The 25,419-nt window shown below is 61.2% G+C and carries 21 protein-coding genes; 15 read left to right on the plus strand and 6 right to left on the minus strand.

The window, feature by feature from the left end:
• Positions 1 to 18: 18 nt before the first annotated feature.
• The 6 genes from hutG to AT700_RS08980 all read right to left on the minus strand — a co-directional run bounded on the left by hutG (position 19) and on the right by AT700_RS08980 (position 5,522).
• Positions 19 to 954, minus strand: coding sequence for a formimidoylglutamase (gene hutG, locus AT700_RS08955; RefSeq protein WP_003122244.1), 936 nt, complete (start codon positions 952 to 954; stop codon positions 19 to 21).
• A gap of 15 nt (positions 955 to 969) precedes the next feature.
• Positions 970 to 1,698, minus strand: a complete 729-nt coding sequence (locus AT700_RS08960; protein WP_003091454.1) for an IclR family transcriptional regulator — start codon at positions 1,696 to 1,698, stop codon at positions 970 to 972.
• A 158-nt stretch (positions 1,699 to 1,856) separates the two neighbouring features.
• The gene (locus tag AT700_RS08965; RefSeq protein ID WP_047689850.1) at positions 1,857 to 2,597 is read right to left on the minus strand and encodes a YciK family oxidoreductase; all 741 of its coding nucleotides are present in this window, start codon (positions 2,595 to 2,597) and stop codon (positions 1,857 to 1,859) included.
• A gap of 64 nt (positions 2,598 to 2,661) precedes the next feature.
• Positions 2,662 to 3,342 (minus strand): N-acetylmuramic acid 6-phosphate phosphatase MupP, encoded by a 681-nt coding sequence (gene mupP / locus AT700_RS08970; RefSeq protein WP_003119716.1) that lies wholly within the window; start codon positions 3,340 to 3,342, stop codon positions 2,662 to 2,664.
• A complete protein-coding gene (ubiG, locus tag AT700_RS08975; RefSeq protein WP_003122245.1) occupies positions 3,339 to 4,037 on the minus strand; it encodes a bifunctional 2-polyprenyl-6-hydroxyphenol methylase/3-demethylubiquinol 3-O-methyltransferase UbiG in 699 nt (232 codons plus the stop codon). The genes mupP and ubiG overlap by 4 nt, the downstream gene beginning before the upstream one ends.
• 150 nt (positions 4,038 to 4,187) lie before the next feature.
• The gene (locus AT700_RS08980) at positions 4,188 to 5,522 is read right to left on the minus strand and encodes a TRZ/ATZ family hydrolase (RefSeq protein ID WP_003116418.1); all 1,335 of its coding nucleotides are present in this window, start codon (positions 5,520 to 5,522) and stop codon (positions 4,188 to 4,190) included.
• Between the two features lie 109 nt (positions 5,523 to 5,631).
• Here AT700_RS08980 and mtnA point away from each other — a divergent pair, with 109 nt between their 5' ends.
• The 15 genes from mtnA (at position 5,632) to AT700_RS09050 (ending at position 25,415) form a co-directional block, all read left to right on the plus strand.
• Positions 5,632 to 6,708 (plus strand): S-methyl-5-thioribose-1-phosphate isomerase, encoded by a 1,077-nt coding sequence (mtnA, locus tag AT700_RS08985; RefSeq protein WP_003091449.1) that lies wholly within the window; start codon positions 5,632 to 5,634, stop codon positions 6,706 to 6,708.
• A gap of 236 nt (positions 6,709 to 6,944) precedes the next feature.
• On the plus strand, positions 6,945 to 9,716 hold the full coding sequence (gyrA, locus tag AT700_RS08990) for a DNA gyrase subunit A (RefSeq protein ID WP_003091448.1): 2,772 nt from the start codon (positions 6,945 to 6,947) through the stop codon (positions 9,714 to 9,716).
• 87 nt (positions 9,717 to 9,803) lie between these two features.
• On the plus strand, positions 9,804 to 10,889 hold the full coding sequence (gene serC, locus AT700_RS08995) for a 3-phosphoserine/phosphohydroxythreonine transaminase (RefSeq protein ID WP_003111764.1): 1,086 nt from the start codon (positions 9,804 to 9,806) through the stop codon (positions 10,887 to 10,889).
• A complete protein-coding gene (gene pheA / locus AT700_RS09000; protein ID WP_003091446.1) occupies positions 10,889 to 11,986 on the plus strand; it encodes a prephenate dehydratase in 1,098 nt (365 codons plus the stop codon). The genes serC and pheA overlap by 1 nt, the downstream gene beginning before the upstream one ends.
• 68 nt (positions 11,987 to 12,054) lie before the next feature.
• The gene (gene hisC, locus AT700_RS09005) at positions 12,055 to 13,164 is read left to right on the plus strand and encodes a histidinol-phosphate transaminase (protein WP_031757903.1); all 1,110 of its coding nucleotides are present in this window, start codon (positions 12,055 to 12,057) and stop codon (positions 13,162 to 13,164) included.
• Complete coding sequence (locus AT700_RS09010) at positions 13,157 to 15,397, plus strand: bifunctional prephenate dehydrogenase/3-phosphoshikimate 1-carboxyvinyltransferase (RefSeq protein ID WP_012613864.1); 2,241 nt, start codon at positions 13,157 to 13,159, stop codon at positions 15,395 to 15,397. Before hisC ends, AT700_RS09010 begins: the two co-directional genes overlap by 8 nt.
• On the plus strand, positions 15,397 to 16,086 hold the full coding sequence (cmk, locus tag AT700_RS09015) for a (d)CMP kinase (protein WP_003091443.1): 690 nt from the start codon (positions 15,397 to 15,399) through the stop codon (positions 16,084 to 16,086). Before AT700_RS09010 ends, cmk begins: the two co-directional genes overlap by 1 nt.
• A gap of 267 nt (positions 16,087 to 16,353) precedes the next feature.
• Entirely contained in the window at positions 16,354 to 18,033 is a 1,680-nt protein-coding gene (gene rpsA / locus AT700_RS09020) for a 30S ribosomal protein S1 (RefSeq protein ID WP_003091442.1), read from the plus strand.
• A gap of 136 nt (positions 18,034 to 18,169) precedes the next feature.
• Positions 18,170 to 18,454 (plus strand): integration host factor subunit beta, encoded by a 285-nt coding sequence (gene ihfB, locus AT700_RS09025; protein ID WP_003091441.1) that lies wholly within the window; start codon positions 18,170 to 18,172, stop codon positions 18,452 to 18,454.
• A 25-nt stretch (positions 18,455 to 18,479) separates the two neighbouring features.
• Positions 18,480 to 18,734, plus strand: a complete 255-nt coding sequence (locus tag AT700_RS30585) for a lipopolysaccharide assembly protein LapA domain-containing protein (RefSeq protein ID WP_003452745.1) — start codon at positions 18,480 to 18,482, stop codon at positions 18,732 to 18,734.
• A gap of 384 nt (positions 18,735 to 19,118) precedes the next feature.
• Positions 19,119 to 20,183 (plus strand): LPS O-antigen chain length determinant protein WzzB, encoded by a 1,065-nt coding sequence (locus tag AT700_RS09030; RefSeq protein ID WP_014602695.1) that lies wholly within the window; start codon positions 19,119 to 19,121, stop codon positions 20,181 to 20,183.
• A 109-nt stretch (positions 20,184 to 20,292) separates the two neighbouring features.
• Positions 20,293 to 21,561: a Vi polysaccharide biosynthesis UDP-N-acetylglucosamine C-6 dehydrogenase TviB gene (tviB, locus tag AT700_RS29300; protein WP_003163316.1), complete on the plus strand. Its 1,269-nt coding sequence runs from the start codon at positions 20,293 to 20,295 to the stop codon at positions 21,559 to 21,561.
• Positions 21,562 to 21,601: 40 nt separating this feature from the next.
• Positions 21,602 to 22,624, plus strand: a complete 1,023-nt coding sequence (locus tag AT700_RS29305) for an NAD-dependent epimerase/dehydratase family protein (protein ID WP_003163315.1) — start codon at positions 21,602 to 21,604, stop codon at positions 22,622 to 22,624.
• Between the two features lie 198 nt (positions 22,625 to 22,822).
• Positions 22,823 to 24,247 carry an oligosaccharide flippase family protein gene (locus AT700_RS09045; protein WP_003122250.1) on the plus strand — a complete coding sequence of 475 codons (1,425 nt, stop codon included), beginning with the start codon at positions 22,823 to 22,825 and terminating at the stop codon, positions 24,245 to 24,247.
• A 196-nt stretch (positions 24,248 to 24,443) separates the two neighbouring features.
• Positions 24,444 to 25,415 carry a glycosyltransferase family 4 protein gene (locus AT700_RS09050; RefSeq protein ID WP_169787782.1) on the plus strand — a complete coding sequence of 324 codons (972 nt, stop codon included), beginning with the start codon at positions 24,444 to 24,446 and terminating at the stop codon, positions 25,413 to 25,415.
• The last annotated feature ends 4 nt before the right edge of the window (positions 25,416 to 25,419 follow it).

Here is a 25,419-nt window from a genome sequence, read left to right on the forward strand (position 1 = left end):
GTGTGGGCGAAAGGGCGATCAGTTGACCAGGCTGTCGACCAGGCGCGCGGCGATCCGGGCGGTGCGCTGGTCGCTATCGAGTTGCGGGTTGAGTTCGGCGATGTCGGCCAGGCGCAGCTTGCCGCTGGCCTTGGCGCGGCGGACCAGGTGCTCCACCACCGGCATCTCCACGCCGTGCGCCGAGGGCGCGCTGACGCCGGGCGCCTGGGCGGCCGGGAGTACGTCGAGGCAAACGGTCAGGTAGAGGTGGTCGACGGATTGCAGGAAGCCGTCGAGGAAGGCTTCGCTGCGTTCCAGGTTCCACGGCTGCAACTGACGGTCCAGCAGGTAGCGCACACCCAGGCGCTGGGCCTGGTCGAACAGCGCCGCGGTGTTGCTCAGGCGGCTGATGCCCAGGCAGCAGTAGGCGAACGGCCAGTCGCTGGCCTGGCAGAGTTCGGCGATCTGGCGGAACGGCGTGCCGGAGCTGGCCCGTTCGGCGTGGCGCAGGTCGAAATGCGCGTCGAAATTGAGGATACCGATGCGCGGCAGGCGCTCATGCCGACTCAAGTGGCGGGCGAGGCCGGCGAAGCTGGCGTAGGCGATTTCGTGGCCGCCGCCCAGTCCGACCACCCGGTGGCCGCGCGCGAGCAGGTCGGCGACGCGTTGCGCGTAGCATTCCTGGGCGGCTTCCAGATCGTCGCCGGCGACTATGTCGCCGGCGTCGTAGATCGCTTGCTCGCCGTGCCAGGCCAGGTTGGCCAGCGCGCGACGCAAGGCTGGCGGTCCGTGGCGCGCGCCCTGGCGACCCTGGTTGCGGCGCACGCCTTCGTCGCTGGCGAAACCGAGCAGCACGCTGGCCGCTTCGGCGTCGTCTGCGTAGGGACGCATCCATTGGTGCCAGCGCCGCGCGTCGGCGCCTTCCTGGCTATCGATCCGGCCTTGCCAGAGGCTCATGTCGGGGGCGGGGTACATCGAAACTCCTGTCGGTCAGTCCAGCCGCGCGGAAAGTCGCGCGGCGGCGTCGAGGGTCCATTGCCGCAAGCGTTCGCTGCGCGACTGGGCGCGCAAGGCGGGGGCCATCAGGCTGAGGGCGCCGTGCAGGCGCTGGCGGCTGTCCAGCAGCGGTACGCTGATGCCCCAGACGCCTTCGTCGATCTCGCCCTGGCTGACGGCGTAGCCCTGTTCGCGGATCAGCCGGAGTTCCTGCTCCAGCTTGTCGATACGCTCGGCGGAGAGTTCCTGGGCGAGGTACAGCTCCTCGCGCCGTTCGTCCTCCAGGTGCGCCAGCAGGGCTTTGGCCGAGGCGCCATGCAACAGCGGCTGCGCCAGCCCTTTCTGGTAGCAGCAGCGCAGCGGCTGCGGACTGTCGAACAGTTCCAGGCAGATCGCCTGCTGGTTGCTGGCCACCATCAGCGCCACGCTCTCCTGGCTCAGGTCGGCCAGGCGCTTGAGTTCCGGTTTGGCGAGACCGATCAGCGAGGCCTCGCGATCGAATTTCTTCGCCAGTTGCAGGCAGGCCGGGCCGGGCAGGTAGCGGCCCTGGCCGGCCTGTTCTTCGGCCAGGCCCCAGCGCAACAGGGTCTTCAGGTGCCGGTAGGTGCTGCTCAGCGGCTGCTCCAGGGTCAGCGACAGCTCCTTGGCAGACAGGGCTTCGGGAGCCTGGCCGAGGGCAATGAGGATCTGCAGCAGGCGATCGGTGGGGGAATGCTTCGACATGGGAACTCCTTGACCCACAGGGTGAAGGCGATTTCCCGGAAAATGAAACCACTTTCCCACTCAGTGGGAAAAATATGCAAAAAGAATGGGAAGTTCCGGACGGGAAGAGGGAAGGGAAGGACAGGGCAGCCTCGCCGGGCGGCGAGGCTGCCGGGGAATCACTGGGCGTCGAAGGCCTGGCCGTTGACGCCGGCGCTGTCCGGCCCCATGAGGTACAGGTAGACCGGCATGATCTCCTCGCCGGTGGGGTTGTTCAGCGGGTTTTCCCCAGGGTAGGCGAGGGCGCGCATACTGGTGCGGGTGGCGCCGGGGTTGACGCTGTTGGCGCGGATCGCGCTGGTACCGTCGAGTTCGTCGGCAAGGGTCTGCATCATGCCCTCGGTGGCGAACTTCGATACCGAATAGGCGCCCCAGTAGGCGCGGCCCTTCCGGCCCACGCTGCTCGAGGTAAAGATGATCGAGGCGTCGCTGGAGAGCTTCATCAGCGGCAGCATGGCGGTGGTCAGCATGAACATGGCATTGACGTTCACCTGCATCACGCGCATGAAGTTCTCCCCGGAAATCTGCTGCATCGGCGAGCGCGGACCGAGGATCGAAGCGTTGTGCAGCAGGCCGTCGATGCGGCCGAACTCGTTCTCCAGGGTTGCCGCCAGTTCCTCGAACTGGTGCGGCTGGGCGGTCTCCAGGTTGAACGGGATCACGGCGGCCTGCGGATGGCCGGCGGCCTCGATGGCGTCGTAGACCTCGTTCAGGTACTCCTCGGTCTTGCCCAGCAGCAGCACGGTGGCGCCGTGGGCGGCGAAGGTCTTGGCGGCGGCGGCGCCGATGCCGCGGCCGGCGCCGGTGACCAGGATCACGCGGTCTTTCAGCAGGTCGGGGCGGGCGGAGTACTGGAACATGTCGAATCCTTTGAATGCATGACCCGCCTGGCGGCGGGTCGTTGTCTGTCGGCGGCGCTGCGGATCAGCAGTCGCAGAGCGCGCGGTCGAGAACGTCGATGAGTTCGCGCGGGTGGTCGACGATCACGTCGGCGCCCCAGTGCGCGGGGTTGTCTTCAGGGTGGATGTAGCCGTAGCGCACCGCCGCGGTCTTGGTCCCGGCGTCGCGGCCGGATTCGATGTCGCGCAGGTCGTCGCCGATGAACAGCACCCTCGACGGATCGATGCCGAGCTGGCTACAGGCCAGTAGCAGCGGCTCGGGATCGGGCTTGCTGCGGGTCACGTGGTCCGGACAGACCAGCACCCTGGAACGCTCGGCGTAGCCCAGGCGCTGCATGATCGGTTCGGCGAAGCGCACCGGCTTGTTGGTCACCACGCCCCAGATCAACCCGGCTTTCTCGATCGCCGCGAGCAGTTCGGGGATGCCGTCGTAGGGCCGGCTGAGAACCGCGCAATGCTCCTGGTAGCGGTCGAGGAACTCCTGGCGCAGGGGTTCCAGTTCCGGGCTGTCCAGCGACAGGCCGAAGGCCGCGGCAACCATCGCGCGCGCGCCGCCGGAGACCACGTCGCGCACCCGTTGCTCGTCCACCGGCGGCAGGCCGTGGGCGGCACGCATGGCCTGGGTGATGGCGATGAAGTCTGGCGCCGTGTCGAGCAGGGTGCCATCCATGTCGAACAGTACCGCTTTGAGCCGCATGCGCTTCACGCCTCCCGCTGGGTCTGGACCATGTAGTTGACGTCGACGTCGTTGGCCAGCTTGTAGTGCTTGGTCAGCGGGTTGTAGGTCAGGCCGATGATGTCCTTGACCTCGAGACCGGCCTCGCGCGACCAGGCGCCGAGTTCCGACGGACGGATGAACTTGCGGAAATCGTGGGTCCCGCGCGGCAGCAACTGGAGGATGTATTCCGCGCCGATCACCGCGAACAGGTAGGCCTTGGGATTGCGGTTGATGGTCGAGAGGAATACCTGTCCGCCCGGCTTGACCAGGCGGTGGCAGGCGCGGATCACCGAGGCCGGGTCCGGCACGTGTTCGAGCATCTCCAGGCAGGTGACCACGTCGAATTGCCCGGGCATTTCCTCGGCCATCTGCTCGGCGGTGATCTGCCGGTAGTCGACGGCGACGCCGGATTCCAGCTGGTGCAGGCGCGCCACCGCGAGCGGCGCTTCGCCCATGTCGATGCCGGTGACGCTGGCGCCGCGCTGGGCCATGGCTTCGCTGAGGATGCCGCCGCCGCAACCGATGTCGAGCACCTTCTTGCCGGCCAGGCCGGCGCGCTCGTCGATCCAGTTGACGCGCAGCGGGTTGATGTCGTGGAGCGGCTTGAACTCGCTCTCGCGGTCCCACCAGCGATGGGCCAGTGCCTCGAATTTGGCGATCTCGGCGTGGTCGACGTTGCTCATAATCGTTCCCGTTGAAGAGTGAAGCCTTTGGGGGAAGGGCCGCGGCGGCGGAATCCAATCCTTCATGTTGCCAGCTTTGGCGGAGGGATGGGGCCGGCGGCGGTTCGCCTTCCTATGTCAGTTTGTCGCAGCGGGGCGGCCCGCCGCGGTTCAGGACCTGTCGCTGGCGGCGATCTTCGCCCCCCATTCGCGGGCCCTGGCGATCAGGCGCTGTTCGTCGTGACGGAGCAGGCGGCCGTCGTCGAGGAGTTGCCTGCCGCCGACCCAGACGTGCCGCACGCAGTCGCGGCCGCTGGCATAGATAAGTTGCGAAACCGGGTCGTAGACCGGTTGCTGGGCCAGGCCGGACAGGTCGAAGGCCACCAGGTCGGCGGCCTTGCCGGCTTCCAGGGAGCCGATCAGGCGCTCCAGGCCAAGCGCGCGGGCGCCGTTCAGGGTGGCCATGCGCAGCGCGCGGTGGGCGTCGAGGGCGGTGGCCTGGCCGTACACGGCCTTGGCCAGCAGCGCCGCGGTGCGGGTCTCGCCGAGCAGGTCGAGATCGTTGTTGCTCGCCGCGCCGTCGGTGCCGATGGCTACGTTGACCCCGGCCTGCCAGAGTTTTTCCACCGGGCAGAAGCCGCTGGCCAGCTTGAGGTTGGATTCCGGGCAGTGGATCACCGAGCTGTTGGTTTCCACCAGCATCGCCAGGTCGTCGTCGTCCACCTGGGTCATGTGCACCGCCTGGAAGCGTGGGCCGAGCAGGCCGAGGCGGTGCAGGCGGGCCAGCGGGCGCTCGCCGTTGCGCTCCGTGGCCTGCTCCACCTCGAAGGCGGTCTCGTGGACGTGCATCTGGATGCTGGCGTCGAGTTCCTCGGTGAGCACCAGGATCTGCTCCAGCTTGTCGTCGCTCACCGTATAAGGAGCGTGCGGGCCGAAGGCGATGCGGATGCGCGGGTGGTGCTTGAGGTCGTCGAACAGCGCCATGCCCTGGCGGATCGCCTCGGCGCTGTCGCGGGCGCCGGGGATCGGGAAGTCCAGTACAGGGATCGCCACCTGGGCGCGGACCCCGCTGTCATGGACCACGCCGCAGATGGCCTGTGGATAGAAGTACATGTCGGAGAAACAGGTGATGCCGCCCTTTACCTGTTCGGCGATGGCCAGCTCCGTGCCGTCGCGGATGAAATCCTCGCTGACCCATTGGCCTTCGGCCGGCCAGATGTGGTCCTGCAGCCAGGTCATCAGCGGCAGGTCGTCGGCGAGACCGCGGAACAGACTCATCGCCGAATGGCCGTGGGCGTTGACCAGACCGGGGGCGAGCAGCATGCCCGGCAATTCGCGGATTTCCGTGGCGCCATGGCGCATGGCCTGCTCGCGCGGCGCGACCAGGGCTATCTGGCCGTCGCGGATGCCCAGCGCGTGGTCGCGCAGCACCACCCCGGCGGGCTCCACGGGGACGATCCAGGTCGGCAGCAGGAGGAGGTCGAAGGGGTTACGGACGTTGGGCATGGCGGCGCATCCTGGGCGCAGAGCGGGAAGCCGGAAGTATACCCGAGCGTCCGCGGCTGGGGCTCGTTATAATCCGCAGCTTTTCCGTGATTCAGCGAGAGGTGTGTGCATGCGAGAGCGACTGCTGGCGGCCGAGCGGGTCAAGGCGATCGAGTGGCGGGACGGTACGCTGCGGTTGCTGGATCAGCGCCTGCTGCCCCAGGAGGAGGTCTGGCTCGAACACGAGTCGGCGGCCGAGGTGGCCAAGGCCATTCGCGATATGGTCGTGCGCGGCGCGCCGGCCATCGGCATCAGCGCCGCCTACGGCATCGTCCTTGGCGCCCGCGCGCGCCTGGCGCAGGGCGGCGACTGGCGCGCCGCGCTGGAGGAGGACTTCCGCCTGCTGGCCGACTCGCGACCCACGGCGGTCAACCTGTTCTGGGCGCTGAACCGCATGCGCGACCGTCTGGAGCGAATGAAAGAGGGCGACCAGCCGCTGGCGGTGCTGGAAGCCGAGGCGATCTCCATCCATGAAAGCGACCGCGAGGCCAACCTGACCATGGCCCAGTTGGGCATGGAGCTGATCCGCAAGCAGCAGGGCAGCCCGCAGAACATCCTCACCCACTGCAATACCGGCGCCCTGGCGACCGGCGGGTTCGGCACCGCGCTGGGGGTGATCCGCGCCGCGCACCTGGAAGGCCTGGTCAATCGCATCTACGCCGACGAAACCCGGCCCTGGCTCCAGGGCTCGCGACTGACCGCCTGGGAGCTGGCCAACGAAGGCATCCCGGTCAGCCTGAACGTGGATTCGGCCGCCGCGCACCTGATGAAGACCGAAAACATCACCTGGGTCATCGTCGGCGCCGACCGCATCACCGCCAATGGCGATGTCGCCAACAAGATCGGCACCTACCAGCTGGCGGTCAACGCCATGCACCACGGCGTGCGCTTCATGGTGGTGGCGCCGAGTTCGACCATCGACATGAACCTGGAGAGCGGCGAGGACATCCCGATCGAAGAGCGCGACGGTCGCGAACTGCTGGAAATCGGCGGGCGACGGGTGGCGGCCGAGGTCGATGCCTACAATCCGGTATTCGACGTGACCCCGGCGGACCTTATCGATGCCATCGTGACCGAGCGTGGCGTCGTCGAGCGTCCCGACGCCGAGCGCATGGCCGCCCTGATGAGCCGCAAGCGCCTGCATTGAACGAGGCGACTGGAGGTCGTCCCCGCCAGGGCCTTTGCCTTGGGCTGGGGCGTGGGCTGTGGTAAGCTCCGACGGTTATTCGAGCGCCCCGCGGAGGGGCCTCGAGAGTGCGCGAATCCTTGACTCAAGTCGTTGATTTGTAGTGAGTTGGCGCTGCTCGGGCATGCGCCGACCTACTTCGTTTGCCTCAGGATCGAGGCGGCGAAGTTCCACCAGAAAAAGGAACCAGGCTTCTCATGGGCGAACTGGCCAAAGAAATTCTCCCGGTCAATATCGAAGACGAGCTGAAACAGTCCTATCTCGACTACGCGATGAGCGTGATCGTCGGGCGGGCCCTGCCGGATGCACGTGACGGCCTGAAGCCGGTGCACCGCCGTGTGCTTTATGCCATGAGCGAGCTGGGCAACGACTGGAACAAGCCCTACAAGAAATCCGCCCGTGTGGTCGGCGACGTGATCGGTAAGTACCACCCGCACGGCGACACCGCGGTCTACGACACCATCGTGCGCATGGCGCAGCCGTTCTCGCTGCGCTACATGCTGGTAGACGGCCAGGGCAACTTCGGTTCGGTGGACGGCGACAACGCCGCAGCCATGCGATACACCGAAGTGCGCATGGCCAAGCTGGCCCATGAACTGCTGGCGGACCTGGAAAAGGAAACCGTCGACTGGGTGCCCAACTACGATGGCACCGAGCAGATCCCGGCGGTCATGCCGACCAAGATTCCCAACCTGCTGGTCAACGGTTCCAGCGGTATCGCCGTGGGTATGGCGACCAACATCCCGCCGCACAACCTCGGCGAAGTGATCGACGGCTGCCTGGCGCTGATGGACAACCCCGACCTGACCGTCGATGAGCTGATGCAGTACATCCCCGGTCCGGACTTCCCCACCGCCGGCATCATCAACGGCCGCGCCGGGATCATCGAGGCCTACCGCACCGGTCGCGGGCGCATCTACATCCGTGCCCGCGCCGTCGTCGAGGAGATGGAGAAGGGCGGCGGTCGCGAGCAGATCATCATCACCGAGCTGCCGTACCAGTTGAACAAGGCGCGGTTGATCGAAAAGATCGCCGAGCTGGTGAAAGAGAAGAAGATCGAGGGTATTTCCGAGCTGCGCGACGAGTCCGACAAGGACGGCATGCGCGTGGTCATCGAGCTGCGTCGCGGCGAGGTGGGCGAGGTGGTCCTCAACAACCTCTATGCCCAGACCCAGCTGCAGAGCGTGTTCGGCATCAACGTGGTGGCCCTGGTCGACGGCCAGCCGCGCACGCTGAACCTGAAGGACATGCTCGAAGTGTTCGTCCGCCACCGCCGCGAAGTGGTGACCCGGCGTACCGTCTACGAGCTGCGCAAGGCCCGCGAGCGCGGGCACATCCTGGAAGGCCAGGCGGTCGCCCTGTCGAACATCGACCCGGTGATCGAGCTGATCAAGAGTTCGCCGACCCCGGCCGAGGCCAAGGAACGCCTGATCGCCACTGCCTGGGAGTCCAGCGCGGTGGAAGCGATGGTCGAGCGTGCCGGCGCCGACGCCTGTCGCCCGGAAGACCTGGATCCGCAGTACGGCCTGCGCGACGGCAAGTACTACCTGTCGCCGGAACAGGCCCAGGCGATCCTCGAGCTGCGCCTGCATCGCCTGACCGGCCTGGAGCACGAGAAGCTGCTCTCCGAATACCAGGAAATCCTCAACCTGATCGGCGAGTTGATCCGCATCCTGACCAACCCGGCGCGCCTGATGGAGGTGATCCGTGAGGAGCTGGAAGCGGTCAAGGCCGAATTCGGCGATGCTCGCCGCACCGAGATCGTGGCTTCCCAGGTCGACCTGACCATCGCCGACCTGATCACCGAGGAAGACCGCGTGGTGACCATCTCCCACGGCGGCTACGCCAAGTCCCAGCCGCTGGCCGCCTACCAGGCGCAGCGTCGCGGTGGCAAAGGCAAGTCCGCCACCGGGATGAAGGACGAGGACTACATCGAACACCTGCTGGTGGCCAACAGCCATGCGACCCTCCTGCTGTTCTCCAGCAAGGGCAAGGTGTACTGGCTGCGTACCTTCGAGATTCCGGAAGCCTCGCGTACCGCGCGTGGCCGGCCGTTGGTGAACCTGCTGCCGCTGGACGAGGGCGAGCGGATCACCGCGATGTTGCAGATCGACCTGGAGGCGCTGCAGCAGAACGGCGGTGCCGATGACGACCTCGACGAAGCCGAAGGCGCGGTGCTCGAGGGCGAGGTGGTCGAGGCCGCCGAGGTCGAGGAAGTCGAGGGCGAGACCGCCGAGCTGGTGGCCGAGCCGACCGGCGCCTACATCTTCATGGCCACCGCCTTCGGTACCGTGAAGAAGACCCCGCTGGTGCAGTTCAGCCGTCCGCGCAGCAGCGGCCTGATCGCGCTCAAGCTGGAAGAGGGCGACACCCTGATCGCCGCCGCGATCACCGATGGCGCCAAGGAAGTCATGCTGTTCTCCAGCGCCGGCAAGGTGATCCGCTTCGCCGAGAGCGTGGTGCGCATCATGGGCCGCAACGCCCGCGGCGTACGTGGCATGCGCCTGGGCAAGGGGCAGCAGCTGATCTCCATGCTGATTCCGGAGTCCGGGGCGCAGATCCTCACCGCCTCCGAGCGCGGCTTCGGCAAGCGTACCCCGCTGAGCAAGTTCCCGCGTCGCGGCCGCGGCGGCCAGGGGGTGATCGCCATGGTCACCAACGAGCGCAACGGCGCGCTGATCGCCGCGGTACAGGTCCAGGAAGGCGAGGAGATCATGCTGATTTCCGACCAGGGCACCCTGGTGCGGACGCGTGTCGACGAAGTCTCCCTGTCCGGCCGCAATACCCAGGGCGTAACCCTGATCAAGCTCGCCAGCGACGAGGTACTGGTCGGTCTGGAGCGTGTCCAGGAGCCGTCGGGCGGAGATGACGAGGACCTGCCCGAGGGCGAGGAAGCTGCCGAATCTCTGGGCGAGTCGGCCGAGTCCGAGTCCGAGCCCGCGGCGGAAGCGGAAGGCAACGAAGAGTAAGGCTCGGGGCGGGCGCCTGCGCCCGCCCGGCCGATGACCTCGGCGGATAACTCACGGCTATCCGCCCTACCTATAGCGAGAGTGGATGTGAGCAAGCGAGCCTTCAATTTCTGCGCCGGTCCCGCGGCGCTTCCCGACGCAGTTCTGCAACGTGCCCAGGCCGAGCTTCTCGACTGGCGGGGCAAGGGCCTTTCGGTCATGGAAATGAGCCACCGTAGTGATGACTACGTGGCCATCGCCAGCAAGGCCGAGCAGGACCTGCGCGACCTGCTCGACATTCCCTCGGACTACAAGGTGCTGTTCCTGCAGGGCGGCGCCAGCCAGCAGTTCGCCGAGATTCCGCTGAACCTGCTGCCCGAAGATGGCGTCGCCGACTATATCGATACCGGTATCTGGTCGAAGAAGGCCATCGAGGAGGCTCGTCGCTATGGCACCGTGAATGTCGCGGCCAGCGCCAAGGAGTACGACTACTTCGCCATTCCGGGTCAGAACGAGTGGACGCTGACCAAGGACGCGGCCTATGTGCACTACGCCTCCAACGAGACCATCGGCGGCCTCGAGTTCGACTGGATTCCCGAGACCGGCGACGTGCCGCTGGTCACCGACATGTCCTCCGACATCCTCTCGCGCCCGCTCGACGTGTCCCGCTTCGGCCTGATCTATGCCGGGGCGCAGAAGAACATCGGCCCGTCCGGCCTGGTGGTGGTGATCGTTCGCGAAGACCTGCTCGGCCGCGCCCGCAGCGTCTGCCCGACCATGCTCAACTACAAGATCGCTGCGGACAACGGTTCCATGTACAACACCCCGGCGACCTACTCCTGGTACCTGTCCGGCCTGGTCTTCGAATGGCTGAAGGAGCAGGGCGGGGTGACCGCGATGGAGCAGCGCAACCGCGCCAAGAAGGACCTGCTGTACAAGACCATCGATGCCAGCGACTTCTACACCAACCCGATCCAGCCGAGCGCCCGCTCCTGGATGAACGTGCCGTTCCGCCTGGCCGACGAGCGTCTCGACAAGCCGTTCCTGGAAGGCGCCGAGGCGCGCGGGCTGCTCAACCTGAAAGGCCACCGCTCGGTCGGCGGCATGCGCGCTTCCATCTACAACGCCCTTGGCCTGGACGCGGTCGAGGCGCTGGTCGCATACATGGCGGAGTTCGAGAAGGAGCACGGCTGATGGCGGACCAGGACCAGCTCAAGGCCTTGCGCCTGCGCATCGACAGCCTCGACGAGAAGTTGCTCGAGCTGATCAGCGAGCGTGCCCGTTGCGCCCAGGACGTGGCGCGAGTGAAGACCCAGACCCTGGGCGAGGGCGAGGCGCCGGTGTTCTACCGTCCCGAGCGCGAAGCCTGGGTGCTCAAGCACATCATGCAATTGAACAAGGGGCCGCTGGACAACGAAGAGGTCGCGCGGCTGTTCCGCGAGATCATGTCGTCCTGCCTGGCGCTCGAGCAGCCGCTGAAAGTGGCCTATCTCGGACCCGAGGGCACCTTTACCCAGGCCGCGGCACTCAAGCATTTCGGCAACGCGGTGATCAGTACGCCGATGGCGGCGATCGACGAGGTGTTCCGCGAGGTCGCCGCCGGCGCGGTGAACTTCGGCGTGGTGCCTGTGGAAAACTCCACCGAGGGGGCGGTCAACCATACCCTCGACAGCTTCCTTGAGCACGACATGGTGATCTGCGGCGAAGTCGAGTTGCGTATCCACCATCACCTGCTGGTCGGCGAAACCACCAAGACCGACAACATCACCCGGATCTATTCCCATGCCCAATCCCTCGCGCAATGTCGCAAGTGGCTGGACTCGCACTACCCGAGCGTCGAGCGGGTGGCGGTGTCGAGCAACGCCGACGCGGCCAAGCGGGTGAAGAGCGAGTGGAATTCGGCAGCGATCGCCGGCGACATGGCGGCCAGCCTGTACGACCTGAGCAAGCTGCACGAGAAGATCGAGGACCGCCCGGACAACTCCACGCGCTTCCTGATCATCGGCAACCAGGAGGTGCCGCCGACCGGCGACGACAAGACCTCGATCATCGTTTCCATGCGCAACAAGCCGGGGGCCCTGCACGAGCTGCTGGTACCGTTCCACAACAATGGTATCGACCTGACCCGCATCGAAACCCGCCCGTCGCGCAGCGGCAAATGGACCTACGTGTTCTTCATCGATTTCGTCGGCCACCATAAAGAACCGCTGATCAAGGACGTCCTGGAGAAGATCGGCCAGGAAGCCGTCGCCCTGAAGGTCCTGGGCTCCTATCCGAAAGCGGTGCTCTGAGCGCGCTGTCATTCCGAAGAGACGGGTCATCGATGAATGCCCCGTCCCGCGTCGAGGCTGAACTATCCATGTCCGATTTCCTTGCCCTGGCCCAGCCGGGGGTGCAAAAGCTGTCGCCCTACGTCCCTGGCAAGCCGGTGGACGAACTGGCCCGCGAGCTGGGCATCGACCCTGCGGCGATCGTCAAGCTCGCCAGCAACGAGAACCCGCTGGGTGCGAGCCCAAAGGCGCTGGAGGCTATCCGCGCCGAACTGGCGGAACTGACCCGTTATCCTGACGGCAACGGTTTCGAACTCAAGCGCAAGCTGGCCGAGCGTTGCGCGGTGGATGCGGCGCAGGTGACCCTGGGCAACGGCTCCAACGACATTCTCGACCTGGTCGCCCGTGCCTACCTCGCGCCTGGTCTGAACGCCGTGTTCAGCGAACATGCCTTCGCCGTCTACCCGATCGCCACCCAGGCCGTGGGCGCCGAGGGGCGGGCGGTCAAGGCGCGCGCCTGGGGGCATGACCTGGAAGCGATGCTCGCCGCCATCGATGGGCAAACTCGCGTGGTGTTCGTCGCCAATCCGAACAACCCGACCGGGACCTGGTTCGGTGCGGACGCCCTGGAGCGGTTCCTCGCCCAGGTGCCGGCGGAGGTGCTGGTGGTGCTGGACGAGGCCTATATCGAATACGCCGAGGGCGATGAGCTGCCCGATGGCCTGGACTACCTGGCGCGGCACCCCAACCTGCTGGTCTCGCGGACCTTCTCCAAGGCCTATGGCCTGGCTTCGCTGCGGGTCGGCTACGCGCTTTCGAGCAAGGCGGTGGCCGATGTGCTCAACCGCGTGCGCCAGCCGTTCAATGTCAATAGCCTGGCCCTGGCGGCTGCCTACGCGGCGCTGGACGACCATGACTACCTGGCGCAGAGTCGCCGCCTAAACGATTCCGGCATGGCGCAGCTGGAGGATGGCTTCCACGCGTTGGGCCTGTCCTGGATTCCCTCGAAGGGCAACTTCATCGCCGTGGATCTGGCTCGCGATGCCGGTCCGGTCTACCAGGCGCTGCTGCGCGAAGGTGTGATCGTGCGTCCGGTGGCTGGCTACGGGATGCCGACCTTCCTGCGCGTCTCCATCGGGCTGCCGGAAGAGAACGATCGTTTCCTCCAGGCGCTGGGCAAGGTGCTGGCGCATGACTGAGGTCACGCCGCTGCAACAGTCGACCCCTAAGCTGGGCCGCCTGGTGGTGGTGGGGCTGGGCCTGATTGGCGGCTCCTTCGCCAAGGGGTTGCGGAGCAAAGGGTTGTTCCGGGAAGTGGTCGGCGTGGATCGGGATGCCGAGTCTTGCCGCCTGGCGGTGGAGCTCGGCGTGGTCGACCGTTGCGAGGAGGATCTTGGCCGCGCCTGCGTCGGCGCCGACGTGATCCAGTTGGCGGTGCCGATCCTGGCGATGGAGCGGGTGCTGGCCGACCTGGCGAAGCTCGACCTGGGCAAGGCTGTATTGACCGACGTTGGCAGCGCCAAGGGCAATATCGTGCGTGCCGCGCGTGTCGCGTTCGGCGGGATGCCGCGGTACCTGGTACCGGGGCATCCGATCGCGGGTTCCGAGCAGAGCGGAGTGACCGCGGCGAAGGCGACCCTGTTCCGCCGGCACAAGGTGATTCTCACGCCCTCCGCGGAGACCGATGCCGACGCGCTGGCGCTGGTCGACAGCCTGTGGCGCGCGCTGGGCGCGGACGTCGAGCACATGGAGGTCGAGCATCACGACGAGGTTCTGGCGGCCACCAGCCACCTGCCTCACCTGCTGGCCTTCACCCTGGTCGACTCCCTGGCCAAGCGCAGCGAGAACCTGGAGATCTTCCGCTATGCCGCCGGCGGTTTCCGTGATTTCACGCGGATCGCCGGCAGCGACCCGGTGATGTGGCACGACATCTTTCTCGCCAATCGCGAGGCGGTGCTGCGTACACTGGATGTTTTTCGTGACGACCTCGACGCGCTGCGCGAGGCCGTCGACACTGGGGACGGGCACCAGTTGTTGGGCGTTTTCACGCGCGCCCGGGTAGCCCGTGAGCATTTCAGCAAAATCCTGGCCCGTCGGGCCTATGTGGACGCCATGCACAACAACGACCTGATTTATCTGGCCCAGCCGGGCGGCAGCCTGTCCGGAACCATCCGGGTACCGGGCGACAAGTCGATTTCCCATCGCTCGATCATGCTCGGCTCCCTGGCCGAAGGCACCACCGAAGTGGAGGGCTTCCTCGAGGGCGAGGACGCACTGGCAACCATCCAGGCGTTCCGCGACATGGGAGTGGTGATCGAGGGGCCGCAGAACGGCCGCGTCACCGTCCATGGCGTTGGCCTGCACGGCCTCAAGGCGCCGCCTGGGCCGATCTACCTGGGTAACTCCGGTACTTCCATGCGTCTGCTCAGCGGTCTGCTGGCGGCCCAGCCGTTCGACAGCACCCTGACCGGCGACGCTTCCCTTTCCAAGCGGCCGATGAATCGCGTAGCCAAGCCGCTGCGCGAGATGGGCGCGGTAATCGAGACGGGGCCGGAAGGCCGTCCGCCGATGACCATTCGCGGCGGCCAGCGCCTCACCGGTATGCATTACGACATGCCGATGGCCAGCGCCCAGGTGAAGTCCTGCCTGTTGCTCGCCGGGCTCTACGCCGCGGGTGAGACCTCGGTCACCGAGCCGGCGCCGACCCGCGACCACACCGAGCGCATGCTGCGCGGCTTCGGCTATCCGGTGGAGGTCGAGGGCAGCACCGCCAAGGTCGAATCCGGGCACAAGTTGAGCGCCACCCATATCGAGGTCCCGGCCGATATTTCCTCGGCAGCCTTCTTCCTGGTTGCCGCCAGTATCGCCGAGGGTTCGGAACTGGTCCTGCAGCACGTCGGCATCAACCCGACGCGCGTCGGCGTCATCGAGATCCTGCGCCTGATGGGTGGTGACCTGAGCCTGGAAAACCAGCGCGAGGTCGGCGGCGAGCCGGTCGCCGACATCCGCGTGCGCTCCGCGCGGCTCAAGGGCATCGACATTCCCGAGGACCTGGTGCCACTGGCCATCGACGAGTTCCCGGTACTCTTCGTGGCTGCCGCCTGCGCCGAGGGGCGCACCGTCCTGCGTGGCGCCGAAGAGCTGCGGGTCAAGGAGTCGGACCGTATCCAGGTCATGGCTGACGGCTTGAAGGCCCTGGGCGTGAAGGCCGAGCCGACCCCGGATGGCATCGTCATCGAGGGTGGTGCGTTCGGTGGCGGCGAAGTCTGGGCGCACGGCGACCACCGTATCGCCATGTCCTTCAGCGTCGCTTCGCTGCGCGCCAGCGGGCCGATCCGCATCCACGACTGCGCCAACGTCGCCACCTCCTTCCCCAACTTCCTCGCCCTGTGTGCCCAGACCGGTATCCGGGTCGCCGTGGAGAACAATTGATGAACGGCGCTGTACCGATGCTCGCCATCGATGGCCCCAGTGGCGCCGGCAAGGGCACGGTCGCCGGGCTGCTCGCCCGGCGCCTGGGCTGGAACCTGCTGGATTCCGGGGCGCTTTATCGGCTGTTGGCGTTCGCCGCGGTCAACCATGGTGTCGACCTGACCAATGAAGAGGCGCTGAAGGTTCTGGCTGCGCACCTCGATGTGCAGTTCGTCGCTGCCGATGGCAGCCATGGGCAGCGCATCATTCTCGAAGGCGAGGAAGTGACCGATGTGATCCGTACCGAGCAGGTCGGTGCCGGCGCCTCACAGGTCGCCGCCTTACCGGCCGTGCGCGATGCGTTGCTGCAGCGCCAGCGGGCGTTCCTCGAAGCGCCGGGGTTGGTGGCCGACGGCCGCGACATGGGCACCGTGGTGTTTCCCGATGCGCCTCTGAAGATCTTCCTCACCGCCTCGGCGGAGGAGCGTGCGCGTCGACGCTACCTGCAGTTGAAGGCGAAGGGCGCGGATGTCGACCAGTCTGCCTTGCTGGAAGAAATCCGCGAGCGCGACGAGCGCGACAGCCAGCGCGCGGTCGCGCCGCTGAAACCGGCCGATGACGCGATCCTGCTGGACTCCACCGAAATGAGCATCGAGGCGGTGGTCGAGACGATCATCCGGCATTGCGAGCGGCAGGGCTGGGACGTCTGAGGTTTCGGCGCGGGAATTGACGATACAGGGCCTGGTTGCTAATATTCCAGACCTTATGTTGTGGCGTTTTGCAGGTGCGGCGAGGGTTGCCTCCCGACTTGCCTGGCGCCATCGCAGAACAACCCAACTGGGCATTCCCATTCGGGAGTGCAATCAGAAGCTAGCAGGAAACCAGCAAATTGTCCTGCGGCTTCATTTAATGACTTGACCGCATTGGCTGGTGATGCGGAATCGGGCCCTTCCGGGCCTTTGACTACAGGTATGAACATGAGCGAAAGCTTCGCAGAACTCTTTGAAGAAAGTCTGAAATCCCTCGACATGCAGCCGGGTGCCATCATCACCGGCATCGTGGTCGACATCGATGGTGACTGGGTCACCGTCCATGCCGGTCTGAAATCCGAGGGCGTCATCCCGGTCGAGCAGTTCTACAACGAACAGGGCGAGCTGACCATCAAGGTGGGTGACGAAGTCCACGTCGCACTGGACGCGGTAGAAGACGGCTTTGGCGAGACCAAGCTGTCCCGCGAGAAAGCCAAGCGCGCCGAGAGCTGGATTGTTCTGGAAGCGGCTTTCGCTGCCGACGAAGTGGTCAAGGGCGTCATCAACGGCAAGGTCAAGGGCGGTTTCACCGTCGACGTCAACGGCATCCGCGCGTTCCTGCCGGGTTCGCTGGTCGACGTTCGTCCGGTTCGCGACACCACCCACCTGGAAGGCAAAGAGCTCGAGTTCAAGGTCATCAAGCTCGACCAGAAGCGCAACAACGTTGTCGTTTCCCGCCGCAGCGTCCTGGAAGCCGAGAACAGCGCCGAGCGTGAAGCTCTGCTGGAATCGCTGCAGGAAGGCCAGCAGGTCAAGGGTATCGTCAAGAACCTCACCGACTACGGCGCATTCGTGGACCTGGGCGGCGTAGACGGCCTGCTGCACATCACCGACATGGCCTGGAAGCGCATCAAGCATCCGTCCGAGATCGTCAACGTTGGCGACGAGATCGACGTCAAGGTCCTGAAGTTCGACCGCGAGCGCAACCGTGTATCCCTGGGCCTGAAGCAACTGGGCGAAGACCCGTGGGTTGCCATCAAGGCGCGTTACCCGGAAGGCACCCGCGTCATGGCCCGCGTCACCAACCTCACCGACTACGGCTGCTTCGCCGAGCTGGAAGAGGGCGTGGAAGGCCTGGTACACGTCTCCGAAATGGACTGGACCAACAAGAACATCCATCCGTCGAAAGTCGTCCAGGTTGGCGACGAAGTGGAAGTTCAGGTTCTGGACATCGACGAAGAGCGTCGTCGTATCTCCCTGGGTATCAAGCAGTGCAAATCCAACCCGTGGGAAGACTTCTCCAGCCAGTTCAACAAGGGTGACCGTATCTCCGGTACCATCAAGTCGATCACCGACTTCGGTATCTTCATCGGTCTGGACGGCGGCATCGACGGCCTGGTCCACCTGTCCGACATCTCCTGGAACGAAGTCGGCGAAGAAGCCGTACGTCGCTTCAAGAAGGGCGACGAGCTGGAAACCGTCATCCTGTCGGTCGATCCGGAGCGCGAGCGCATCTCCCTGGGCATCAAGCAGCTGGAAGACGATCCGTTCTCCAACTACGCGTCCCTGCACGAGAAAGGCAGCATCGTCCGCGGTACCGTGAAGGAAGTCGACGCCAAGGGCGCTGTCATCAGCCTGGGCGACGACATCGAAGGTATCCTGAAGGCTTCCGAAATCAGCCGTGACCGCGTCGAAGACGCGCGCAACGTCCTGAAGGAAGGCGAGGAAGTCGAAGCCAAGATCATCAGCATCGACCGCAAGAGCCGCGTCATCAGCCTCTCCGTCAAGTCCAAGGACGTCGACGACGAGAAGGACGCAATGAAAGAACTGCGTAAGCAGGAAGTAGAAAGCGCTGGTCCGACCACCATCGGTGATCTGATCCGTGCTCAGATGGAGAATCAGGGCTAAGTCCCTGATCCATCATGAAAAAGGGCGGCCTAGGCCGCCCTTTTTCGTTTTCCCCTTCTTGGACCTGTTCAAAGACTGATCAGCATGCTAAAAGAGACCTGAGCTGATCTAGCCGCTTGAAAAAGAAGGGAAAACCATGACCAAGTCGGAGTTGATCGAACGGATCGTTACCCATCAGGGGCAACTGTCCGCGAAGGATGTCGAGTTGGCAATCAAGACCATGCTGGAGCAAATGTCCCAGGCCCTGGCGACCGGGGACCGGATCGAGATCCGTGGTTTCGGCAGCTTTTCCTTGCACTACCGCGCCCCGCGCGTCGGTCGCAACCCCAAGACCGGGGAGTCGGTACGCCTCGACGGCAAGTTCGTGCCGCACTTCAAGCCGGGCAAGGAGTTGCGGGATCGGGTCAACGAGCCGGAGTGACTCTGGCAGATACGAGGTTTTTTCAATGCAATGGCTCGGGCGGATTTTGACTGCTGTGTTTGTGTTGGTGGTTGCGCTGGTGGTCCTGGTTTTCGTATTGGAAAATCAGAATAGCGTCAGCCTTGCCTTCCTTGGGTGGCACACTCCTGACGGTCCGCTTTCTCTCTTCGTGTCTCTGGCTTTCATCCTCGGTGGGCTCGGTGGGTTGTTGAGTGGGGCATTGCTTCGTTTGAGGGGGCGTCGACAAAAATCTCTTCGCTCTGAATCAACCTCTCTATAAGTTCGTCCCTTCCGAACTAATTGCGTGCCAGCTCCGCAGTGGGTCTCTTCTTGCTGAAAAGGGTTGCTGCCGGCGGGTCGTAACCTCTCGTGGAAGGTATCCTCTGGCCTGCTTGACCCCATTTTTCTGCTGTGGGCACTAATCTCTGACTGTCTTGTCTAACATACGTCCGTGCATCCTGAATCGCGAGCTAGGCTCTGTTATCAGCGATTGGTGCGCTGAAGGTGTTTGCGTCGTATCCCTATCTCCTGGAGTCGATGGTCGCGACCGTGCGGCTTGTAATCTCGTAGCATGCTGTCAAAATGCAGCAGCTTCCTGATGCATCTCCACGTCAGGAGGGGGGCTGCCGCATGATGACTCCTTAACCCAAGAATTGGATCCGTTGTGACAGAAAAAAATTTTCCCTCCTATAAAGCCAAGAGCGGCGAGTTCGATCTGATAGAGATTATGAGTGGGTTGTGGTCCCTGAGATGGCTGATTGCTTTGCTGGCAGTGTTGCCCGTGTTGTTGGCTATTGTTTATCTATTCATCACCAAGCCCGTCTATGAGGCTCGTGTCTCGACGCTGCCTCCTTCACTCAGCGATATAGCTGGTTTCAACTTGGGAAGATCGGAAAACGGGCTTCCCGCGTTTTCGGCAAATGGTGTCTATTCAATCTTCGTGCGAAATCTCCAGTCCGAAGAGACTCGCCGTCAGTTCTTTCGAGATGTATATATTCCTTCCTTGGAGGAGGGGGCTTCTGTTGGTTCGCGGGATCAGCTTTATGCGCTTCTCATGAATTCGGTAACTATTCAGAAGCCTAGCAAAGAGGATAGCGAGCGCTACACTGTCGTCATCGAGCGGCATGATCCTTCGCAGGCGGCGGAGTGGGGCGAGAAATATATAGGAATTGCAGTCAAGCGTTCCATGCAGGAAATGCAAGAAGGAGTACGCCGCGAGTTTCAAGTGAAGAATCGCAATATACAGCAACAGATCGACATCTTGCGTGAAACTGCGAAGGCTCGCCGTGAAGATCGTATCTCTCGACTGAAAGAGGCGTTGCGCGTTGCGGAGGCCTTGAAGCTGGAAAATCCTCCGTTGATAGAAGGGCAGGTTGATCAACAGCTTTCCTCCATCATGGAAGGCGGACTGATGTACATGCGTGGTGCCAAGGCTATTCGGGCAGAAATAAAAACGCTGCAAGATCGTGTCTCCGATGATCCTTTCATTCCCGCATTACGAGGCTTGCAGGAGAAGTATGCTCTTCTGGAGGGGCTGACGCTGAATCTCGATAAAGTCGCTGTTTTTCGTCAGGATGGTACGATAGAGGTGCCAGATGATCCCGTCCGTCCAAGAAAAGGCATAGTGCTTATCCTAAGCATGCTTGCCGGTGGTTTTTTGGGGGTTGCGGTGGCTCTAGCCATCCTTATGGTGAGAGGTGGGTTTAGGCGCACGGTCGATGCTGCATGAGTTTTTTGCTTGTAGGGTCGGCAGAAGTTTATAGTCAATGGGATTTTCAGTTTTCAATCCATCGGATTTTGGTTGAGAACTGTTTTACATGAAGTGAGGTGCGCGTTAAATGAAGGATCTGAAGGTTGCAGTTGTTGGGCTAGGCTATGTTGGTCTTCCGCTTGCTGTTGAATTTGGTAAAAAACGAACCGTTGTCGGTTTCGATATCAATCAGGGGCGAATCTCTGAACTGCGGCAAGGCATTGACTCTACTCTTGAAGTAGATGCGGCTGAGTTGAAAGAAGCGTCCGAACTGAGCTTTACTTTCAATCTTCAGGACTTGCAAAAGTGCAATGTTTTCATTGTGACGGTTCCTACACCTATTGATGAACATAAGCAACCCGACCTCACCCCTCTTGTAAAGGCCTCGGAGAGCATCGGAAAGGTTCTGAAGAAGGGCGATATTGTAATTTATGAGTCTACCGTTTACCCGGGAGCGACGGAAGAAGACTGCGTACCTGTTCTGGAAAAATTTTCCGGGCTGAGGTTTAACGAGGACTTCTTCGCCGGTTATAGCCCCGAGCGCATCAATCCCGGCGATAAGGAACATCGGGTCTCTTCGATCAAGAAGGTCACTTCCGGCTCTACGCCGGAGATCGCGGAGTTGGTTGACTCCCTGTATAGAGAAATCATCACTGCCGGTACTCACAAGGCGAGCAGCATTAAAGTCGCTGAGGCTGCCAAGGTGATCGAAAATACGCAGCGAGATCTCAATATTGCTCTGATCAACGAACTCGCCATCATTTTCAATCGAATGGGTATCGATACCGAGGCGGTCCTCAAGGCTGCCGGCACGAAATGGAATTTCATGCCGTTCCGCCCGGGCCTAGTCGGCGGTCATTGCATCGGAGTCGATCCATATTATCTGACTCATAAAGCCCAGAGTATTGGCTATCATCCAGAGATCATCCTGGCTGGCCGCCGTTTGAATGACGGTATGGGTGCCTATGTCGTTTCGCAACTGGTCAAGGCTATGCTCAAGCGTCGTATCCACGTGGACGGTGCTCGCGTTCTGCTTATGGGGCTTACATTCAAGGAAAATTGTCCAGACCTCCGCAATACCAAAGTCGTCGATATTGTCCGTGAGTTGGCGGAATACAACATACAGGTTGATGTTTTTGATCCTTGGGTGAGCGCCGAAGATGCCATGCATGAGTATGGGATTACTCCAGTCGGTACGCCATCCCATGGCGCTTATGATGGAATTATCCTTGCGGTCGCGCACAGTGAATTCAAAAATATGGGCGCAGAAAATATACGAAAGTTAGGGAAGGCTGAGCATGTTCTCTATGATCTGAAATATCTACTCGATGAAGATAAGTCTGATCTACGCCTGTAAGATCAGTTGTAAGCTTTGTGAGTAGACGAGAGGGAATATGATGAGTCGTTATGAAGAGCTAAGAAAGGAATTGCCGGCGCAGCCGAAAGTCTGGCTGATTACAGGTGTGGCGGGCTTTATTGGCTCTAATCTTCTTGAGACTTTGCTAAAACTTGATCAGAAGGTTGTCGGTCTGGATAATTTTGCTACTGGTCATCAGCGGAACCTGGACGAAGTGCGGTCCTTGGTTAGCGAGAAGCAATGGTCAAATTTTAAATTTATTCAAGGTGATATTCGCAATCTGGATGATTGCAATAACGCCTGTGCAGGTGTTGATTACGTTTTACATCAAGCTGCCTTGGGTTCGGTACCGCGTTCTATTAACGATCCGATCACCTCCAATGCAACGAACATCGATGGTTTCTTGAATATGCTGATTGCAGCCAGAGATGCCAAGGTGCAGAGTTTCACTTATGCGGCAAGTAGCTCTACCTATGGAGATCATCCTGGTTTACCGAAGGTGGAGGATACTATAGGTAAGCCTCTTTCCCCTTATGCGGTTACCAAATATGTGAATGAGCTTTATGCCGATGTGTTTTCGCGCTGCTACGGCTTTTCGACCATTGGGCTTCGTTATTTCAATGTGTTCGGTCGTCGACAGGATCCCAATGGTGCCTATGCGGCAGTCATACCAAAATGGACCTCTTCGATGATCCAGGGTGATGACGTCTATATTAACGGTGATGGCGAGACCAGTCGGGATTTTTGTTATATTGAAAACACCGTTCAGGCCAATCTGCTTGCTGCAACCGCGGGGCTTGATGCTCGTAATCAAGTTTACAATATTGCTGTTGGCGGGCGGACGAGTTTGAATCAGTTGTTCTTTGCGCTTCGCGACGGCCTTGCCGAAAACGGTGTGTCCTATCACCGGGAACCTGTTTATCGTGATTTTAGGGAGGGGGATGTACGTCACTCTCTCGCTGATATCAGCAAGGCTGCCAAACTGCTGGGGTATGCGCCGAAATATGATGTATCTGCAGGTGTGGCGTTGGCCATGCCTTGGTACATCATGTTTTTGAAATGATATTCACTCTGGTGCGTTTGGATGAAAGTAGCGTCGTTTCCAAGAGCGGCGCTATTTTTGCTTTTGAGAGTCGCCTGGTGCTCCAAGTGCTCAATATTAGGGGCGTGTGATTCTCTATTTTCATCGCGGAGCACTTTTTCTATGATTGTTTTTTTATTTTTTACTCATTGTTTTCTCTTTTTTATGGTTTAGAAAAGTATGCTGGGAAAACATAGTCTGGTTTATTTTTTGTTCAAGTCTTTTCCGGCGATATTGACTCTTGTCGGTCTTTCCGTTTTTACTCGTCTGTTAAGTCCGGGTGAGTATGGAGTCTATTCGCTGACAATTATAGTTGTTGGCTTCCTCAATACGGTTTTCTTGCAATGGGTGGCGCTGGGGGTTGGTCGTTATCTGCCTGAGTGTAGTGATGACCAAGCTCGGGCGAGGCTTCTTGGCACGGCTAGGGCCATTAGCTTCCTTGTTTCACTCGTTATCATATTCGTCACGTTCCTGCTTTGGGAGTGGCGTGAAGAGATAGGTTTCTCTATTCTTTATTATATGGTCGGTTTTCTTTGCCTGGCACAGGCTTGGCATGATTTGAATCTGAAGATTCAAAATGCGATCTTGCAGCCTCTGACCTACGGGAAAATGTTGTTGATCAAAGGGGCTGGAAGCTTCTTTATCGGTGTTCTCCTTGTTTATTTCGGGTTTGGCGTTGATGGTTTGCTGCTGGGTACGCTTGTGTCTCTGGTACTGGCGACCATTTTCTTCCAAGATGCGTGGCGGGGAGTCAGTTGGGCGTTGGTAGACAAGGAGCAGTTAACCAGGTTGTTTGCCTATGGTGCACCACTGACGCTTACTTTCCTTTTTGCATTCATAGTCAATGCGTCTGATCGCTTCTTTATTGGGGCATTTCTGGGGGATGCCGCGGTAGGTGTCTACTCGGTGTCATATGACCTAGCGCAATATAGTGTTGGTACAGTGGCTTCTGTCGTTCACCTGGCGGCTTTTCCGCTGGTAATGGAGAAACTTTCCAAGAGCGGCTTGCCACAGACACAGGACCAACTGCGGAAGACCTTTATTTTTATCTTTGCAGTAGTCTCGCCTGCTGCCTGTGGTCTGGCCATGGTGGCTCCGGAAATTTCAGGATCTATTATGGGCGAAGAGTTTCGTGAGGGTGCCCTAAAGATAATTCCGTTGATATCCCTTTCGGCTTTTCTGGGGGCCTTGAAATCTTTTTACTTTGACTACTCTTTCCAATTGGCTAGTGCTACACGAGTGCAGGTTGTGACAGTGGCGGTGTCGGCAGTGGTTGATGTTGTTTTTAATTTAATCCTTATTCCGGAGTTTGGGATAGTTGGCGCGGCGGTATCTTCTGTTATGGCGTTTTCCTCTGCAATACTAATTAGTATCTTCTTGGGGCGACGTGTTTTCCCAATGCCCGCCCTTCCGGGGAAAGATGCTATGAAAATTGCGTTGTCTGTGCTGTTGATGGCGGTGTCAGTTGCATCCTTCAGTTTGGAGAGTGCTTTTTTTGGCCTGGTTGTGAAAGTTGTCTTGGGGGGAGGGGTCTATTTGGCGGCAATGATTGCTCTTGATGTATCTGGCATGCGTACTTTCCTGAAGAGCAAGCTAATTCGATGATAAGCAGTATGCCGACTTGCTTTCTGTTTGGAGGGGATGGGGCCCGGTTTGGTGGGGAGTGCCCAGAGCACTGCGATCTCCCGTTGGACAGGCGTGTCCAGGAATCAAGGAGGGGTAAATCATGATAGCGGAGCTCCCAGCAGTGCGGGTTCGGGCTTTTACCCAAGGTAGATCCGTTCCCAGTTCGAGATTTCGCGTGAAGGCTCTGCTCGAAGGGCTTGGCACGCGAGGTATCGACATGCATATGTCGGAAGCGCTGGTCTCTGCCTATCCTCCGCCTCGTCGACTGGATCGCCCGCTTTGGTTGCTGAGAGAACTGCTTCACCGCCTTCCTCAGGTAATCGGCTCTTACGGAAGTGACGTTGTGATCCTTCAACGAGAGCTTCTCTCGACAATTCCAACTCTTGAGTTTCTTACCAAGGCGCCCAGAATTCTGGATGTCGATGATGCAATATGGCTGCATCGTAGGGGGATCGCCGCGAATTCGATTGCTCGTCGTGTCGACCATATCGTGTGTGGCAATCAATACCTGGCCGATTACTTCGGTCAGTTCGGTAGGCCGACTACGATCATTCCGACGGGCGTCGATACTCTTCGTTTTTCACCCAGAAGGGAACGCAGGGAGAATAGAGTGATCGGCTGGTCCGGCACGTCGGGTGGCTACCGCTTTCTTTATGACATAGAAATCCCGCTGTCCCACCTGTTCAGAGATCACCCCGAATGGAAATTGAGGATCGTTTCGGACCGTCCTCCCGAGTTCAAGGTCATTCCAGCCGAAAAGGTTGAGTTCATTCGCTGGACAGAGACCAATGAGGTCGAAACGATTGCCGGAATGGATATCGGTATAATGCCTCTTGCCGATGATCTATGGTCGAGGGGGAAGTGTAGCTACAAAATGTTGCTTTATATGGCCTGTGGCTTGCCGGTAGTGGTTTCCGAGTATGGTATGAACCGCGATGTTCTAGCCCGAGGCTTCATCGGATATGGTGCGGTGGACGACGAGGGCTGGTATGAGTCACTTGCGGCTTTGGTCAAAGATCCGGAAGCCCGTGTGCGTGCAGGGCAAAATGGAAGAGATATTATCGAAAGGCACTATTCTCTCGATGTCGTTTGTGACCTGTGGGCAATGGTCATTGGCTCGGTAGCGCCTGGAAAGGGAACGAGGTGATTTG

It is taken from the genome of Pseudomonas aeruginosa, assembly GCF_001457615.1.
GTDB lineage: Bacteria > Pseudomonadota > Gammaproteobacteria > Pseudomonadales > Pseudomonadaceae > Pseudomonas > Pseudomonas aeruginosa.

Excerpts from the sequence above, each read along its gene's own strand:
- AT700_RS08965 (WP_047689850.1), bottom strand. The coding sequence starts at position 2,597 with ATGTTCCAGTACTCCGCCCGCCCCGACCTGCTGAAAGACCGCGTGATC.
- hisC (WP_031757903.1), top strand. The coding sequence starts at position 12,055 with ATGTCCGATTTCCTTGCCCTGGCCCAGCCGGGGGTGCAAAAGCTGTCG.
- mtnA (WP_003091449.1), top strand. The coding sequence starts at position 5,632 with ATGCGAGAGCGACTGCTGGCGGCCGAGCGGGTCAAGGCGATCGAGTGG.
- gyrA (WP_003091448.1), top strand. The coding sequence starts at position 6,945 with ATGGGCGAACTGGCCAAAGAAATTCTCCCGGTCAATATCGAAGACGAG.
- rpsA (WP_003091442.1), top strand. The coding sequence starts at position 16,354 with ATGAGCGAAAGCTTCGCAGAACTCTTTGAAGAAAGTCTGAAATCCCTC.
- ihfB (WP_003091441.1), top strand. The coding sequence starts at position 18,170 with ATGACCAAGTCGGAGTTGATCGAACGGATCGTTACCCATCAGGGGCAA.
- AT700_RS09045 (WP_003122250.1), top strand. The coding sequence starts at position 22,823 with ATGCTGGGAAAACATAGTCTGGTTTATTTTTTGTTCAAGTCTTTTCCG.
- tviB (WP_003163316.1), top strand. The coding sequence starts at position 20,293 with ATGAAGGATCTGAAGGTTGCAGTTGTTGGGCTAGGCTATGTTGGTCTT.
- AT700_RS08980 (WP_003116418.1), bottom strand. The coding sequence starts at position 5,522 with ATGCCCAACGTCCGTAACCCCTTCGACCTCCTCCTGCTGCCGACCTGG.
- AT700_RS08960 (WP_003091454.1), bottom strand. The coding sequence starts at position 1,698 with ATGTCGAAGCATTCCCCCACCGATCGCCTGCTGCAGATCCTCATTGCC.
- AT700_RS09010 (WP_012613864.1), top strand. The coding sequence starts at position 13,157 with ATGACTGAGGTCACGCCGCTGCAACAGTCGACCCCTAAGCTGGGCCGC.
- hutG (WP_003122244.1), bottom strand. The coding sequence starts at position 954 with ATGTACCCCGCCCCCGACATGAGCCTCTGGCAAGGCCGGATCGATAGC.
- AT700_RS30585 (WP_003452745.1), top strand. The coding sequence starts at position 18,480 with ATGCAATGGCTCGGGCGGATTTTGACTGCTGTGTTTGTGTTGGTGGTT.
- pheA (WP_003091446.1), top strand. The coding sequence starts at position 10,889 with ATGGCGGACCAGGACCAGCTCAAGGCCTTGCGCCTGCGCATCGACAGC.
- cmk (WP_003091443.1), top strand. The coding sequence starts at position 15,397 with ATGAACGGCGCTGTACCGATGCTCGCCATCGATGGCCCCAGTGGCGCC.
- AT700_RS29305 (WP_003163315.1), top strand. The coding sequence starts at position 21,602 with ATGAGTCGTTATGAAGAGCTAAGAAAGGAATTGCCGGCGCAGCCGAAA.
- ubiG (WP_003122245.1), bottom strand. The coding sequence starts at position 4,037 with ATGAGCAACGTCGACCACGCCGAGATCGCCAAATTCGAGGCACTGGCC.